Source organism: Planktothrix mougeotii LEGE 06226 (assembly GCF_015207485.1).
In the GTDB taxonomy this organism is placed as follows: domain Bacteria; phylum Cyanobacteriota; class Cyanobacteriia; order Cyanobacteriales; family Microcoleaceae; genus Planktothrix.
The window spans coordinates 65,241-81,371 of record NZ_JADEWU010000005.1; the positions used below are offsets into that span (position 1 = coordinate 65,241).

General features: G+C 39.0%; 8 protein-coding genes. 6 read left to right on the forward strand and 2 right to left on the reverse strand.

The window, feature by feature from the left end:
* The first annotated feature begins 268 nt into the window (after window positions 1-268).
* On the forward strand, window positions 269-466 hold the full coding sequence (locus tag IQ236_RS03835; protein WP_072719426.1) for a hypothetical protein: 198 nt from the start codon (window positions 269-271) through the stop codon (window positions 464-466).
* A 408-nt stretch (window positions 467-874) separates the two neighbouring features.
* Here IQ236_RS03835 and IQ236_RS03840 read toward each other — a convergent pair whose 3' ends face one another.
* Window positions 875-1,690 (reverse strand): ABC transporter permease, encoded by an 816-nt coding sequence (locus IQ236_RS03840; RefSeq protein ID WP_407676138.1) that lies wholly within the window; start codon window positions 1,688-1,690, stop codon window positions 875-877.
* A gap of 779 nt (window positions 1,691-2,469) precedes the next feature.
* Between IQ236_RS03840 and petC the strand changes: the two genes are divergently transcribed.
* The 3 genes from petC (at window position 2,470) to IQ236_RS03855 (ending at window position 5,193) form a co-directional block, all read left to right on the forward strand.
* A complete protein-coding gene (petC, locus tag IQ236_RS03845; RefSeq protein WP_072719428.1) occupies window positions 2,470-3,012 on the forward strand; it encodes a cytochrome b6-f complex iron-sulfur subunit in 543 nt (180 codons plus the stop codon).
* A gap of 102 nt (window positions 3,013-3,114) precedes the next feature.
* Entirely contained in the window at window positions 3,115-4,098 is a 984-nt protein-coding gene (gene petA / locus IQ236_RS03850; protein ID WP_193868038.1) for a cytochrome f, read from the forward strand.
* Between the two features lie 249 nt (window positions 4,099-4,347).
* Complete coding sequence (locus tag IQ236_RS03855) at window positions 4,348-5,193, forward strand: alpha/beta fold hydrolase (protein WP_193868039.1); 846 nt, start codon at window positions 4,348-4,350, stop codon at window positions 5,191-5,193.
* A 131-nt stretch (window positions 5,194-5,324) separates the two neighbouring features.
* Here IQ236_RS03855 and IQ236_RS03860 read toward each other — a convergent pair whose 3' ends face one another.
* On the reverse strand, window positions 5,325-6,434 hold the full coding sequence (locus IQ236_RS03860) for a HEAT repeat domain-containing protein (RefSeq protein WP_193868040.1): 1,110 nt from the start codon (window positions 6,432-6,434) through the stop codon (window positions 5,325-5,327).
* 336 nt (window positions 6,435-6,770) lie between these two features.
* Here IQ236_RS03860 and IQ236_RS03865 point away from each other — a divergent pair, with 336 nt between their 5' ends.
* On the forward strand, window positions 6,771-9,608 hold the full coding sequence (locus tag IQ236_RS03865; protein WP_322744077.1) for a pentapeptide repeat-containing protein: 2,838 nt from the start codon (window positions 6,771-6,773) through the stop codon (window positions 9,606-9,608).
* 168 nt (window positions 9,609-9,776) lie between these two features.
* Entirely contained in the window at window positions 9,777-16,103 is a 6,327-nt protein-coding gene (locus IQ236_RS03870; RefSeq protein ID WP_193868041.1) for an AAA family ATPase, read from the forward strand.
* The last annotated feature ends 28 nt before the right edge of the window (window positions 16,104-16,131 follow it).

A 16,131-nucleotide genomic window follows, 5' to 3' on the forward strand; every position in this document is an offset into this window, starting at 1 on the left:
TTTTGTTGATTAGATAGGATAAAATAGGTAATTGTTCACAGGCACTCAAGAGATATTTGAGTAAGTAGGGTTGCCGGGGATCGACTGAAAATGGCTGTTAATGACTGAAAATCGACGATCTCAGAGGAATTATTGAGAAGGCGTAACAAAAAATTACATAAATTAACAAACAAATCTAAAAAATAATGATAAGATTTGGAAACTTCAGTCATTAACAATCATAATCAACCGTTCACAAAAAACTTAATCATTAAAATCAGGAGATGGGATGACTATGGATAGCCAAGTTTTTGTTAAACCCGAAACCCGCAACCACAAAGGCTTTTTTGTTAAACAAGGAGCCTACAAATTGAAAACCATTGATGAATCGGGCTGGGCTTTGATCTGCGTTGATGATACCGTTTGTTATTATGTTGATCCTGATAACTTAGATACAGAAGTTTCGGAGGAAACGGTAGAATCGTGATTCAAGCCATCTTAAGTGTGCTTAGAATAAAAACCCTATCTAAATTACAGCGTTCTTGACTCCCGTTACATTCACCAAGATTAGCGGGAGATAATTTTTTTAGGGTAAAAAACAGTGTTTTAATCAAAATTTAAAAAGTAGAAATTCTTATATGAAATCCTGAAATCGATGCTACAGATTATTATCCTATAGCGCTACTTGAAGAGGGAACAGGGAACACATAAATGTCAAACACCGTAATGCGTAGTGCTATAAACCTTTGTAGAGACGCGCCATGGCACGTCTCTACAGCGACTAGATGCGTAGCAAACATTTAAGGATTTAATATTAATTTTCAAAGCTGTCCCACTTAATCGAAGACAGCTATTTTTTTAGGGGATGATGAAGAGTGGAAATGTTCTGATTTTGTTAACGTTGATTGCGAAGACGAGGATTAAGAAAATCATTTAATCCTTCTCCTAATAGAGATAAACCAACGACCATAATAGTTAACGCTAAACCCGGAAATAAAGTTGTCCACCAAATCCCTGTAGGTAAGGCTTCTAAGGCGATTCTTAAATCATGACCCCATTCGGGAACTTCATCCGGTAAACCTAACCCTAAAAACCCTAATCCTCCTAACGTTAAAATTGCATCCGCCGCATTCAATGTAAATAATACCGGAACACTTTGAATCACATTTAAAAATAAATAACGAGTTAAAATTGTCCAAGTATTAGCTCCTAATGCTTGGGCGGCTTCAATAAATAATTCCGTCTTAACCGAAGTTGTATGGTTACGAACCACTCGATAATATTGAGGAACATAAGCAACACTTAAAGCGATCGCAGCATTCAAAACCCCTTTGCCCACAACAAATGCTAAAGTAATGGAAAGTAATAATCCAGGTAACGTATAAATCGTATCCATTAAAAATAATAAAACCCGATCTATTTTACCTCCTAAATATCCACTCACCATTCCCAAAGGAACCCCAATTCCCACACTTAAAAGCGTTGCTAATAACACCACTTGCCAAGCTACTTGAGTTCCAAATAACGTCCGAGAAAAGACATCATATCCTAAGCGACTGGTTCCAAACCAATGTTGAGGAGAAGGCGGTTGATGGATAGGATTAGACAGAAATTCTGTAGGACTTTGTATCCATCCCCAAGTTGAAAATAACGGGGATAATACTGCGATTAATAAAAATAAAACGGTCAGGACTAACCCACAAAAGGTCATAGCCGTTGACACAGAAGGAACCTGAAACCCCCTCAAAGGGCGAAAAGATGTAACACTCATTAAATTTTAAGATATTGTATTTGACATTAGATTACCAAAAACAGAGCCAGGGAAGCCCGGTGAGAACAGAACAAGCAGAGGGAGGGGAAAGCATTAACTTCTGACTCCGTACTCTTGCGTCAACCGCTAACCGATAAATAAAGGGTTTGCTGTTTAACCCACTCGGTACTTGACCCACTACGAATGACTAGACTTTCAGCCTTTGAGTCGGTTTGAGTAAGTTGCGTTGAGCGGTACAAATAATGTGATAATGCTTAGTGAGCGAAGATCGGGCTTGCCGTTGTCAAGCGGAGTCAGGAACCTCAGCCTAAAGGCATGAGGCTTGAAAGAGAAATCTGACAAGTCATTCTGACCAGCCTAAGTCTTAACTGACTACGTTTTTTGAGTCACGACACCCAGCGAATGCGTAGCTAGTTCCTGGCTCTGTCATTTGCAGTTAAACAGTTTTAAGGTCACTGAAACAGTGCTGCAAGTCTAAAAAGCTCTTAAAACTTTGGCGTTCGCGTAGCGTGTGCGAAGCACTCAGCTAACATCACCCCGCAAGGGAGGCTCGAAAGAGCAAAATGCTATGCGTACAGGGTTGGAAGATTTGAAACAGTAATTGTCCTGTTGAAAGTGCAATTGCATTGGTACACCGAGTTAACTAGCCCCAAGGCGGTAGTATTCAAAAACAAGATAAAGCCGTTCTCAAAGAACGGGGTTTCAAACCCAAATTTTCGATGACTCAAATTTCAGGAACCTCGGATGCTCCAAGCATGGGGCGTCGTCAATTCATGAACTTACTAACCTTCGGTTCAGTCACAGGCGTTGCTGTCGGTGCACTGTATCCGGTGGTCAAATATTTTCTTCCTCCCGCTAGTGGTGCCGCAGGTGGTGGCGTTACGGCTAAAGATGCTCTGGGTAACGATGTTATCGTCAGTGAATTTTTATCCACCCATAAACCCGGTGATCGCGTTTTAGCCCAAGGCTTGAAAGGCGATCCAACCTACATGGTGGTTGAAAAGGATTCCTCCTTAGCGGACTATGGAATCAATGCGGTTTGTACCCACTTAGGTTGTGTGGTGCCTTGGAACGCCAGCGAAAATAAATTTATGTGTCCCTGTCACGGATCTCAATATAACGACACAGGTAAAGTTGTTCGTGGGCCAGCACCGTTATCCTTAGCATTGGTTCACGCCACCGTTACGGATGACGACAAATTGAACTTTACTCCTTGGACAGAAACCGACTTCCGCACGGGTGAAAATCCCTGGTGGTCTTAATAAATTTTAGGCTTTAGATTTGGGCTTGGGTTTCTAAAATCTGGAATCTAAATCTAAGTATGAAACAGTAGGTTGACTTTGAGAGAGATAGAACAATCTTTTATGCGACAAATTGATCAAGGCCTAACTGTACGCCGTTCTAGGCTGTGGAAGTTAGTGTGGGTTGCTGTTGCTGCCGTCGCTTTCTTCTTTGGGGGTGATTTTGCTCTACCCCAGTCTGCTGCGGCATACCCCTTTTGGGCGCAAGAAACAGCACCCCTCACCCCCCGTGAACCGACGGGACGAATTGTTTGTGCGAACTGTCATTTAGCGGCAAAGCAGACAGAAATTGAAGTCCCCCATTCTGTTTTACCGGATACTGTTTTTAAAGCGGTTGTTAAAGTTCCTTACGATACCAATGTTCAGCAAGTGCTTGGAGATGGTAGTAAAGGGGGTTTAAACGTCGGTGCGGTGTTAATGCTGCCCGAAGGCTTTAAGATTGCTCCAGAAGATCGCATTCCTGAAGAATGGAAAGAGGAAATTGGGGATCTTTATTTCCAACCCTATCGTGAAGATCAAGAAAATGTGGTCATTGTGGGGCCGTTACCTGGGGAAGAACATCAGGAAATTATCTTCCCGGTGTTGTCTCCTGACCCTGCAACGGATAAATCCGTTCACTATGGTAAATTTGCGATTCATGTTGGCGGAAACCGGGGTCGCGGTCAAGTCTATCCGGCTGGAAATTCTAGCAATAATACGCTTTATAAAGCTTCCGTTGCTGGAACCGTTACCCAAGTGACCTCTGAAGAGGGATCGGGTTCTCAAGTTACCATTCAAACGGCGGACGGTCAAACCGTTGTGGATGAAATTCCTCCTGGCCCTTCTGTGATTGTTTCTGAAGGTCAAACTGTCGCCGTTGGTGATGCTTTAACCGATAACCCCAACGTGGGTGGCTTTGGTCAGCATGATACGGAAATCGTTCTGCAAAGTTCCACTCGTGTTACTGGGTTAATTGCTTTTATCGCCTTGGTGATGTTAGCTCAAGTAATGCTGGTGATGAAGAAGAAACAGATTGAGAAAGTTCAAGCGGCTGAAATGAACTTCTAAATTTTGATTCATTTTCATGATTTCAACCTGTGTAGAGACGCTGGATTCAACGTCTCTACAACTGTTTTTAAGTGGGTAATTACGAATTACGAATTACGAATTACGAATTACGAATTACGAATTACGAATTACGAATTACGAATTACGAATTACGAATTACGAATTACGAATTACGAATTACGAATTACGAATTACGAATGGGTAATATTCCCTGTTCCCTGTTCCCTGTTCCCTGTTCCCTGCTATATTATGTCAATTACTAAAAACGAAATTAAAGTTGGATCTTTAGAGTGGTTTTATCGGGAAAATAACCCAGAAACAACTGATAAAATTCCTGTGGTGTTTTTGCATGGATTAGTTTCTCAGAGTTATAGTTGGTTGGTGATTATGGAGGAATTAGAAAAACAAGGATATAAAGCGATCGCACCGGATTGGATTGGATCGGGATATTCAGGAAAACCGGATAAACGAGATTTTGCTTATACTCCTGATGGGTTTATTCAAGGATTAGAGGAATTTTTTGAACAATTAAAAGTAGAAAAATTTTCTTTAGTTGTGCAAGGATTTTTAGGTTCAATGGGGTTACAATATGCGTTGCGTCATCCTGAACAAATTGAAAAATTAATTATTCTCAATACTCCGGTTTCGACTTCAGCTAAACTTCCCTGGAAATTACAACAAATGGCGTTACCGTTTGTCGGGGATATGATGACTCAAGATCCCTTATTAGTAGATCGTACTTTGGAAGGCGGCAGTAAATATGTAATTGAGGATAAAGTTTTAGAAGTTTATAGGAGTCCCTTTTTAAAAGCGTCTGCTGCGGGGCGATCGCTCTTAGCAACCTTAAAAAATTTGCGTTTAAAAGATGCCCTAACAGAAATTGAATCTGGGTTTAAAAATTGGCATCATCCGACTCAAATTATTTGGGGATTAATCGATCCTTGGTTAGAGTTTAGCGATGTGGAAACCTTTGCAAACGGAATTTCTGGGGCTGAAATTGTGACGTTAGAAAAAGCCGGACATTATCCCCAAGAACATTGGCCTCAAGAAATTAGTGAAGCTTTAATCTTATTTTTGCGGAAAACGGTGATTTAGAACAGGGAATTACGAATTACGAATTACGAATTACGAACAGGGAACAGGGAACAGAAAATAGGGAATAGGGATAGAATATAATTTTTTTCAGAGGAAACCAGCTTGAAATTCCCTGTTCTAGGGCCTTACCTTCAACTCGGAGGTTCATCGTGGGTCGAAACAGAACGGAGGCGGCTTAATCGATTAGTTGCCCATTTAGCCAGTTCTTTAACTTCAGGATCAGGATCATCCATAGCTCGCTGTAAGATTTGATTCATTTGTGTTGCTAAATCATAAATTCGGGTTAAATCTCGAATAGCATTTTTTCTAACTTCAGCATTTTCATCTTGGAGAGACAAACTTAAGGCGCGACTCAGGGGTTTTAACGTGCGAGTTCCAATTTCTGAGAGAGCAGCTAAAACTAAACTACGTTGATTAGAATCCGAATAAATTAATAACTCTAATAACGGTTGAATAGCCCTCGAATCTCCTGCTTGCGCCAGTTCCCAAATTGCATTATTTCTAATATCAGGACTGGTCTGTTTTAAATCATTAATCCATTTGTCCTGGGGATCAAGTTTCAGTCCATAGGACTGTGGATTAAGATTGACCGTATCCGTTACGGGGATATTCACGCCTAGGGGGTTTTCAGAGGTCGTCGGTTTGTCCGATGGCGTATCGGGGGGAGAAACCTGTAATGTCGTGTCTCGATAACCATTTTGTTCTACAGGAGCCGGAGGCTGTGACCGTTGGAGAACCGTGGGAGAAACTTGCATCTGTCCCTGGGTAATGGCTTTAACCTCTACTGATGGCGGGGGGGATTGTATTTTTGGGGGTTCCGGGAGATTTTCTGGAACCGTTTGCGCCTCAATATCCACCACTGTATCTTCATCCTCATTAGGAGGACTCATCAGCCGAATTAAGATTAAAATAGCTCCGAGCGTAATCACGAAAGCTCCTACCCCTAGGATTAATATCTTTGAGGGGAAGCGGAAAGATGATTTTTTGGGTTTCGGCGGTTTTTTAGGCTCTTTGGCTGGCGGTTTTTCAGGGTTATTTTGGGCAATTTGCCGGGATACAGCAGAACGCTCTAAATCAGACCCAGCCGTGAGGGGTCGGGTAAAGAGATGGCGGTTTGTGTCTGTGAGATGTTGGGTTTCGTTCTCAACCTTCGCAACCGCACTTCCACTGAAGCAGAACGTTCCACCGCAGTAGGCAATACAAGCGAATACAAATAAGGTCAGGCGATAAAAAGGAGCCATGAGACTCAATTGAGTTTGTGATCGACGCTTAGTGGATATCAGGTAAAACAAAGTTAACAGAGGTTGAGATAAGTTGACACTCCCAGGGAGGTCAAAACCTAGATCATCAGAATGGTGTCAGAAACAATTTTAGGGTGAATAGTCAAGATGTCCTGTTGTTGCAAGAGTTTTGCTCCTAGTTATTATCTTCCAAAAATCGCTTTTTTACCCAGATTTTAAGGTAGAACTAAGGATGGTTGACTGTTGTTGGTGTGGGCGAGTCGCCAGAAGTGCACCCTACTCCTTGTCTCCTCCTTTCCTCTGTTTCCCCACACCCTAAAAATAATCGGAGAATCTTTGTCCCCAGATCGTAAATTTATTACTACTGAACCCCTGTTTATGGGGGGAGAAAAAGCCGAATCTCAAGTCTGGATGGCGATTTGTCAAAGCTTTGAGCCACGAGATTGTATTGCCTATTGGCGTTATCCGATTTTCTCGAAAAAATTGGGAACCTTTCGGAAAGAACCGGATATTTTAATCGTAGATGCAGAATTGGGATTAATTATTATTGAGGTGAAATCAATAACAATTGAGCAAATTCTAGGAATTACAGGTCATCGTTGGGAACTCCAAGACTTTTATACCACCCAGGCGAACCCCTATCAACAGGCAGAACATCAACTATTTGCCTTACTGGACTATTGCAATTTAGAAGAGATTCTGCATCATCAGGTTCCGGGTCGTGTCCTCGTCGCCTTACCTCGCATTCTTCACTCTCAATGGCAATACCGGGGATTTGATCGGTTGCCGAGTTCTCCTCCTATTGTATTTCAAGAGGATCTAGGGTTTAAGACTGTCGAATCTTTAATTACAGCAAACACACCCTTTTTCTCGGAACCTTCACCTGTCAACGGTCAACATTCTAGTTTAATTGAAAAAATTGAGAATGCACCGTTAGTCACGCGGGGAAGTAAACTTTCTGAGGAACAATGGGCACTGTTAAAGGCGGTTATTAGTGGAACACCGTTATTTCGTCCACCGAGTCGTCGCTTTTTTTTCAGCCAAACGGAGGATTTAGAAACCGCTTTAACGCGCAGTGCAGTGTTAGCTATTGCTAGAAAACGTATTTCTGAACTGGATTTACAACAGGAACAAATTGCCAAAGTAATCCCCCCAGGGCCACAACGAATTCGGGGTATTGCAGGTTCAGGAAAAACGGTGTTACTGTGTCAAAAAGCAGCACAAATGCACCTAAAGCATCCTGAATGGGATATTGCCGTTGTATTTTTTAGTCGCAGTTTATATGATCCAATTTTACAATACATTGATCAAGGGTTAAAGCGGTTTAGTTGTAATCAAATCAGGTATGATCCCCAGAATTCTAAATTAAAAGTTCTTCATGCTTGGGGGGCAAAGGATCAACCTGGTTTTTATCGTACTATTTGTCAAGCTGCGGGAGTTTGGAGCCAAAGTGTTCAACAAACGACTCGTTCAAACGCCAATGAAGCCTTAGCAGAAGCTTGTTATCATTTATTAGCATCGGCAACGATTCCCACTATTTTTGATGCTATTTTAATTGATGAAGGTCAGGATTTTATTGTTGATGAAGATTTAAAATTTGAGGGAAAACAGCCTTTTTATTGGATGGCGTATCAAGCCTTACGTCCTGTTAATCGAGAAGAAGACAATAATTCTGAAATTCCTCAAAAACGATTGATTTGGGCCTATGATGAAGTTCAAAGTTTAGAAAGTTTAAAAGTACCGACGGCGAGTGAATTGTTCGGGGATGAGTGGGGACAATTGGTTACGGGAGAATATGGCAACGGAATTAAAAAAACCGAGATTATGTCTCGATCTTATCGGATTCCAGATCCGATTTTAACGGCCGCTCACGGGATTGGTTTAGGGTTATTGCGTCCGCAAGGATTATTAACCGGAATGAAGTGGGCAGAAGATTGGGAAATGATGGGGTATAAAGTCAAGTTAACGAATTTAAAAAAGCCAGAAAACTCTCCCTATAATTCTCCTTTAAAATCAGGTGAAACGATTACAATTCAGCGTCCTGAAAATCATTCGCCTCATCCGGTGGCGACGTTATGGAAAAAACCTTTAATTGAATTTGAGGCCTATCGTTCTCGTTCAGAAGAATTAACCGCTTTAAGCGATCGCATTCTATACAACTTAAAAATTGATGGGTTACGTCCCAGTCGAGAAATATTAGTCATTGTGTTAGGAATAGGGTGGGAAGCGATACAACTTGAAACCCAGATTGCTAATTGTTTAATGCAGCAAGGAATTGATATTTTCATCCCTGGAACACCAGACTGTAATATTCTCAAACCGACTTCTAATAATACCCATGCCAATCATTTTTGGTGTGAAGGCGGGGTAACGATTTCTCGGATTCATCGAGCCAAAGGACATGAAGCAGATATGGTTTATTTGGTAGGTTTAGATCAAATTGCTAGTGCTGAAAATAACCTTAATTTCCGTAATCAATTATTTGTGGCGATGACTCGTTCACGGGGTTGGTTGAGGTTAAGCGGTTTAGGTTCCTATCCTTTTTATGAAGAATTAGCACGAGTCATTGAAAGCGGGAATACTTTAACCTTTCATTTACGGTTTCCCCCCCAACGAGATATTAGCATTACCAATGGCGGAGAACTGCTGCGAAGATATAAGAATGGCGATCGCAATTTTCAAGGCGCAAATCTATCCGCTCTCGATTTAACGGGAGTTAATTTAAGTCATGCTAATTTAATAGGAGCCAATCTTCAACAAACCAACCTCACCCATGCTAACTTAAATTACGCTAAATTAGTAGTGGCGAATTTAAGCCAAGCTAACATGACAGGGGCTAATCTACAGCGAGTCAAATGTGTTGGGACTAATTTACAACAGACTCGATTGAATTCTTGTGATTTGAGTCGTGCAGATCTCAGTGATGCTGATTTGAGTCAGGCGCAATTGGTTCGCGCTAATCTAAAGGATGCTAATTTGAGTGGGACAAATTTAACACAGGCTGATCTTTCCGATGCTACTCTTCAGGGTGCTGTTGTCAATGAGGCCAACTGCACAGAAGTAATTCTAACAGGGACAATATTACCCGAAGGTTGGATATTTGCAGGGGCTATCGGACGACCCTCACTGAATCAATTATCATTAAAAAAAAGAGTTGAGGATGTTGAGCACTGAGAGTTGACCGTTGTATGTTCTGACCCCGCTACCCCCCACCCGCCACCGCGTACTCAACAAACCGCTTCGTAACTTGCCTTTCTGATGTGAAGGAGTGAGGTGTTAATCACCACACGTCCTATTTTCAGATGACACCCTTTCCCGGTTTCGATAAACAAGAACCCCGCTATGATCACTTTACCTGGCTATCAGATTCTTAACCCGATTTATAATGGTTCGAGAACACTGGTTTATCGTGGGATTCGTTTGTCTGATGGTTACCCGGTTGTGATTAAACTATTACGCAGTGAATATCCAACCGTACCCTCCCTGATTGAATTTAGAAATCAATATCGCATTGCCAAAGCTCTTAATATATCCGGTATTGTTCCGATTCTGGATTTAGAACCCTATTGTAATGGGTTTGCCTTGATTATGGCTGATCAAGGCTATATTTCACTAGCCGATTATTTAGTACAGCGAGAACTAACCTTAAGTGAATTATTAAAAATTGCCATTGAAATTACTCAAATTTTAGAACAATTGTATCAACATCGGGTCATTCATAAAGATGTTAAGCTGCAAAATATTTTAATTCACCCGGAAACTTTGAGGGTTCAACTGATTGATTTTAGTATTTCTATTCAACTCAATCATTCCCATCAAGAAGTTGTTAATTCTCAAGGATTAGAAGGAACTTTAGCTTATATGTCTCCCGAACAAACCGGACGAACCCATTGGGGTATTGATTATCGCACAGATTTGTATTCTTTAGGAGTAACCCTTTATCAATTATTAACTCGAAAACTTCCGTTTCCATCTTCTGATCCCCTAGAGTTAATTCATGCTCATTTAGCCTTACTTCCTCAGCCTTTAAGCAAAATTAAACCAACCTTACCGATAATGCTCAATAATATTATTTTAAAATTGATGGCTAAAAATCCAGAGGAGCGTTATCAAACTCCATTAGGACTGCGCTATGATTTAGAAAATTGTTTAGAACAATGGGAAAAGCTGGGGGATATTCCGACCTTTCCTTTGGCGACGATTGACTTAAATGATCGATTTATTATTCCGAATAAATTTTATGGGCGAGTGCCAGAAATTGAGCGTTTAAATTCGATTTTAAACAAAGCTCAATCGGAAATTATTGTAATTACAGGTCAATCAGGAATAGGCAAGTCTGCCCTCGTTCAAGAATTCTATCAAACCGTGGCATATTGTCGAACAGGAGTTTTGCCTGTAACTCCTTGTGTCACCTTAGAGAGTTATTTTATCACCGGAAAATTTGATCAATTTAAAACGAATACGCCTTTCTGGGGATGGGTACAAGGGATTAAACAATTAATTCAACAAGTGTTAACTGAACCTTTGGAACAGGTAGAAGCTTGGAAAAAGAAACTTTTAAATGGACTCGGAGATCAAGCCCCGGTTTTAATGGCTGTTATTCCTGAACTGAAAGTTTTATTAAATCAACAGTCTTCCCTGACTGAATTGGAGGTCAAAATTGACCTGAATCAGTTTAATCGCTTAATTCAAAAGCTAATTCAAACTTTTGCCCAACCTCATCATCCCTTAGTCATTTTTTTAGATGATTTACAATGGGCTGATGTTGAATCCTTACGATTAATTCAGGTTTTGATGAGTCCTGAACAAAATATTTATTCTACACCTCCCACCTTAGTGTTAATTTTAGCGTATCGGGATGACGAGATCGGGGAAACCCATCCTTTAATTAAAATCTTAGAAACCTTAGAAAATTCAGGAATTCCCTTACATCGAATTCCTTTAAATGCTTTAGAAGATTCTGCCATTAATCAACTGATAGCAGAAACATTAGTTTGTTCCTTAGACCGGGCTAAACCTTTGGCAGAATTAGTCAGTCAAAAAACACAAGGAAATCCTTTTTTTGTTCGTCAATTTCTCCAATCCTTATACACAGAAGAACTAATTTGGTTTAATCCGCCTCAATCTTCGTTGAAAAATCGAAATTTATTCGGAGGTTGGCAATGTAATTTAACTCAAATTAAAACCCGTTCTATTAACTCTAATATTTTAGATTTAATTCTTCATCAATTACAACAATTACCGCCAGATACCCAAGAAATTTTAAAAATTGCGGCTTGTTTAGGAAATCAATTTAATGCAGTAGATTTAGCCACCTCAACTCAAAAAACTTATTTAGAAACATTAAAAGCTTTAGAAATTGCTTTACAGGCTCAATTTATTGTTATTGCTAGAGATATTTATCCCTTTTATTCCTTAGAAACCGAAGTATCTTCCCCTTCACACTTTGATCCGAATGAAACCTTACCGTTGTTACAACCCGGTATTGATAAATACCAATTTATTCATGACCGGGTTCAACAAGCTGCTTATCTTTTAATTCCAACTCATCAACGACAAGCGACCCATTTGAAAATCGGAAATTCCCTTTTAAATCAAATTAAAAAACAATATTTTAATCAATCCATTAAGATGATTTTAAATATCATTTCAACCGAAGTTTTATTAAATATTATTAATCAACTTAATTTAGGAGTCGGCTTAATTCAGGATCAAAAAGAACGAGATCAATTAGCCTTATTTAATTTAATAGCCGGACGAAAAGCGAAAATTGCCACCGCCTATCCGACAGCCATTGGACATTTAGCGATTGGTCTGGGGTTATTGGCAAGTGAAAGTTGGGAACGAGACTATCAATTAACCTTAGAATTATACACAGAAGCAGCAGAAATTGCTTATCTTAGTCAAGATTGGGAAAATTTACAGAAGTGGGGAAATATTGTTTTAGAAAATGCTAAAATATTAGGACATAAAGTAAGAATTTATGAGTTAATGATTCAAGCTTATAGAAACCAAAATCAAGATCAAAATGCGGTCAATCTTGCATTAGCTGTTTGTCAACAATTAGGGGTTACCTGGGGTGATAATTTTAGTCAAGAAAGTTGGCAAAAATTTAAGCATAATTTTATGACTGATTTAGGGGGAAGAACACCCTTAGCGTTATTAGATTTACCCGAATTATCCGATACTAATTTAGTAAATTTATTTACAATTTTAACCTCTGCTTTTCCTTCCGCTTATCGGGTAATTCCCGAACAATTCCCATTTTGGGTTTTAAAACTCATTCATTTATCCTATCAACAAGGAAATACAACGTTATCAAGTTTTGTCTATGCTGTCTTTGGATTTATTCTTTGTACCCAAGGGGAAATTGAGTTCGGGAATCAAATGGGAGAATTAGCTTTAGAATTATCGCAAAAACAAGCAAATTCCGCATTCATTATCAAAATTAAACAACTGGTTTATCGGTTTATTAAACCTTGGAAAACTTCCTTAAAGCAGGTTTTATCTCCCCTCAAAACTTGCTATTTACAAGCTCAAGAAGCTGGGAAAATTGATGAAGCTTATTGTCTCGCTCAAGCTTATCTTGAAATCGCTTATTTCACAGGAAAGGATGTCTCTGAATTGGAGCTTGAATTGAGTCAGTGTTTAAATCAATTACAAAATTTTAAATGTCCGTCAGAACTATTAATTTTTACCACCTATCATCAAAGCTTGCAAATTTTAAATGGAAAATTAGAGGGAGACACCTCATTAAATTTTACAGGTTATGCTGAAAATGGCACAATAGGAACGACTGAAATTGGATATTCGACCCAGGAAATTTCTTTTGAACTTAGTTTAAATTTCATGGTTCTGAATTATAGATTAGATAAATTACAACAGGCGAAGGAATGGTCTCAGCAAGCTGAATACTATTTAAACCAAGACACCTATTTTGTTTTACAACCGTTTTTTTATTGTTATCAATCTTTAATTGATTTAGCAATCTACCCGGAGTTATCGCCGGAAGACCAAGTTAAAATTTTAGAAAAAGTAACTCAAAACCAAGAAAAATTAAAAGCTTTTTCTCAGGGGACTCCGATGAACTTTTCCCATCTATTTTATTTGGTGGAGGCAGAATTTAACCACATTCAAGGAGATTATATTAAAGCCATTGAAGCCTATGAACAAGCGATTACTTTAGCTAAAACCTATCAATTTATTCAAGAAGAAGCGTTAGCAGAGGAATTAGCGGCTAAATTTTATTTAGATTGGGGGAAAGAAAAAATAGCCCGGGTTTATTTAATTGATGCCTATTATAGTTATGCTCATTGGGGTGCTTTGGCAAAAGTCAAAGATTTAGAATCTCGTTATCCTCAACTTTTACATTCTATTTTATCACAACTTGTTATTCCTACAACAGGAACAACAATCAGTAATAATGCTACAGAAACTATTATTTCTAGTAGTCATGGAGGTTCGGCTGCTCTCGATTTAGCAACGGTGACAAAAGCTTCTCAAGCTTTATCTCAAGAAATCGATTTAGAACAACTTTTGAAACGATTAATTCAAGTGGTAATTGAAAACGCAGGAGCCGAAAAATGTTGTATTCTTTTATCTAAATCAGGAAAATTAGCGATAGAAGCAATAGCCAGTTTAAACCCGATGAACGGAGGGTCTATTGAGATTGAATCCTTATTAAAATCCGTTTCTGTAGAACAAAGTAATGCCTTACCTTTGTTAATTTTAAATACCGTGATTCAAACCCAAGAGTTTATGATTTTAGCAGATGCTCGTCAAGAATCTCGGTATCGTAATGATCCTTATTTAATAGAACATCAATCTAAATCAATCCTCATGACTCCCATTCAAAATCGAGGAAAATTGATTGGAATTCTATACCTTGAAAATAACTTAGCAACCGCAGTGTTTACTCCAGAACGATTAGAAGTCCTCAAAATTCTGTTTTCTCAAGCCGCGATTTCCATTGATAATGCGAAACTTTATTCTCAAGTTCGTAATAATGAACAACAGATGACGCAATTCTTAGAAGGAATTCCGGTTGGCGTTGCTGTTTTAGACCCTACGGGTAAACCCTATTTTACCAATCAAAAAGCTCAACAATTGCTCAAAACTAAAGTCACTCCTGGATTATTTTGTGAAGCTTTATCTAATATTTATCAAGCTTATCTCAATTGGTGTCAACAGCATCAATTTGATCAATTAACACCTTATTGTGATTTATATAATCCTACACCCGATACCACGTTTATTTTAGAAGTGAATCAAGGAGAACAAACGATATTGCTTGAAAATTGGGTAACACCGACTTATGATGAAGAGGGGGATTTAATGTATGCGATTCTGGCGTTTCAAGATATCACAAAACGTCAGCAAACAGAACTGGCTTTAAGACAAGCCGAAGAAAAATATCGCAGTATATTTGAAAATGCCAGTGAAGGCTTATTTCAAACCACCAGGGCGGGGCATTATATCAGTGCAAATCCTGCCTTAGCGAAGATTTTAGGTTATGATTCTCCTTGGGATTTAATGTCAACGGTTATGAATGTTGAAGAACAAATTTATGTAGATTCTCAACGCCGATTAGATTTTATACAATTAATTGATCAACAAGGGGAAGTTTCAGGATTTGAATTTAAAGCCTACCGCAAAGATGGTAGCATTATTTGGATTTCAGAAAATGCACGGGCTGTCTTTAATGATCAGAATGAATTACTGTATTATGAAGGGTTTGTCGTTGATATTACAGAACGAAAAACTGCCGAAGAAGAACGCTTACAATTTATGGCAAAACTTTCAGAATTGAATCTTCATTTAGATGAAGCGTTAGATTCGGAATTTGAACTAACGGATGCGGCGGCGCGATTTGTTCCCCATGAATTTCTATCTTTTTTAGGTTATGAAAGTATTGTAGAAGTTCAGTTAGGGGCGGCAGTTCAAAAGGAAATGTCGATTTTATTTGCTGATATTCGGGACTTTACCAGCCTTTCTGAAGGGATGACTCCTGAAGATAATTTTAAATTTATTAATGCGTTTTTAAGTCGCATGGAACCTGCCATCGTCGAAAATTATGGTTTTATTGATAAATATATTGGGGATGAAATTATGGCATTATTTGGCGGGTCTGCTGATGATGCAGTTCGGGCTGGGATTTCAATGATTAGCCGACTGAATGAGTATAATGAAACCCGACAACGCCCCGAACGTCCCCCGATTAAAATTGGAATTGGTATTAATACCGGAGGATTAATGTTAGGAATTGTGGGGGGTAAAAATCGACTGGATAGTACAGTGATTAGTGATTCTGTTAATGTGGCTTCTCGCATTGAGAATTTAACAAAAAATTATGGGGTGTCTTTATTAATTACCCATCCTACTTTTATGGCTTTAGGAAATGCCAACGAGTATGCAATTCGGATTATTGATCGAGTCAAAGTCAAAGGAAAATCTGATGCGGTAACGGTATATGAAGTATTTGATTCAGATTTGCCGGAAATAAAAGCCGGAAAACTTCGGACAAAAACCACCTTTGAATATGGATTAATGCAATATTATTTAGAATGTTACTCCGAGGCTGCTAGATTATTCCAAGAATGTCTACATTATCTTCCGATGGATAAAGTGGCTCAAATTTATTTAGAACGCTGTTTATCTAAAATGTCCTAAGTCTTTGATATGATTTGAACAATCCTTT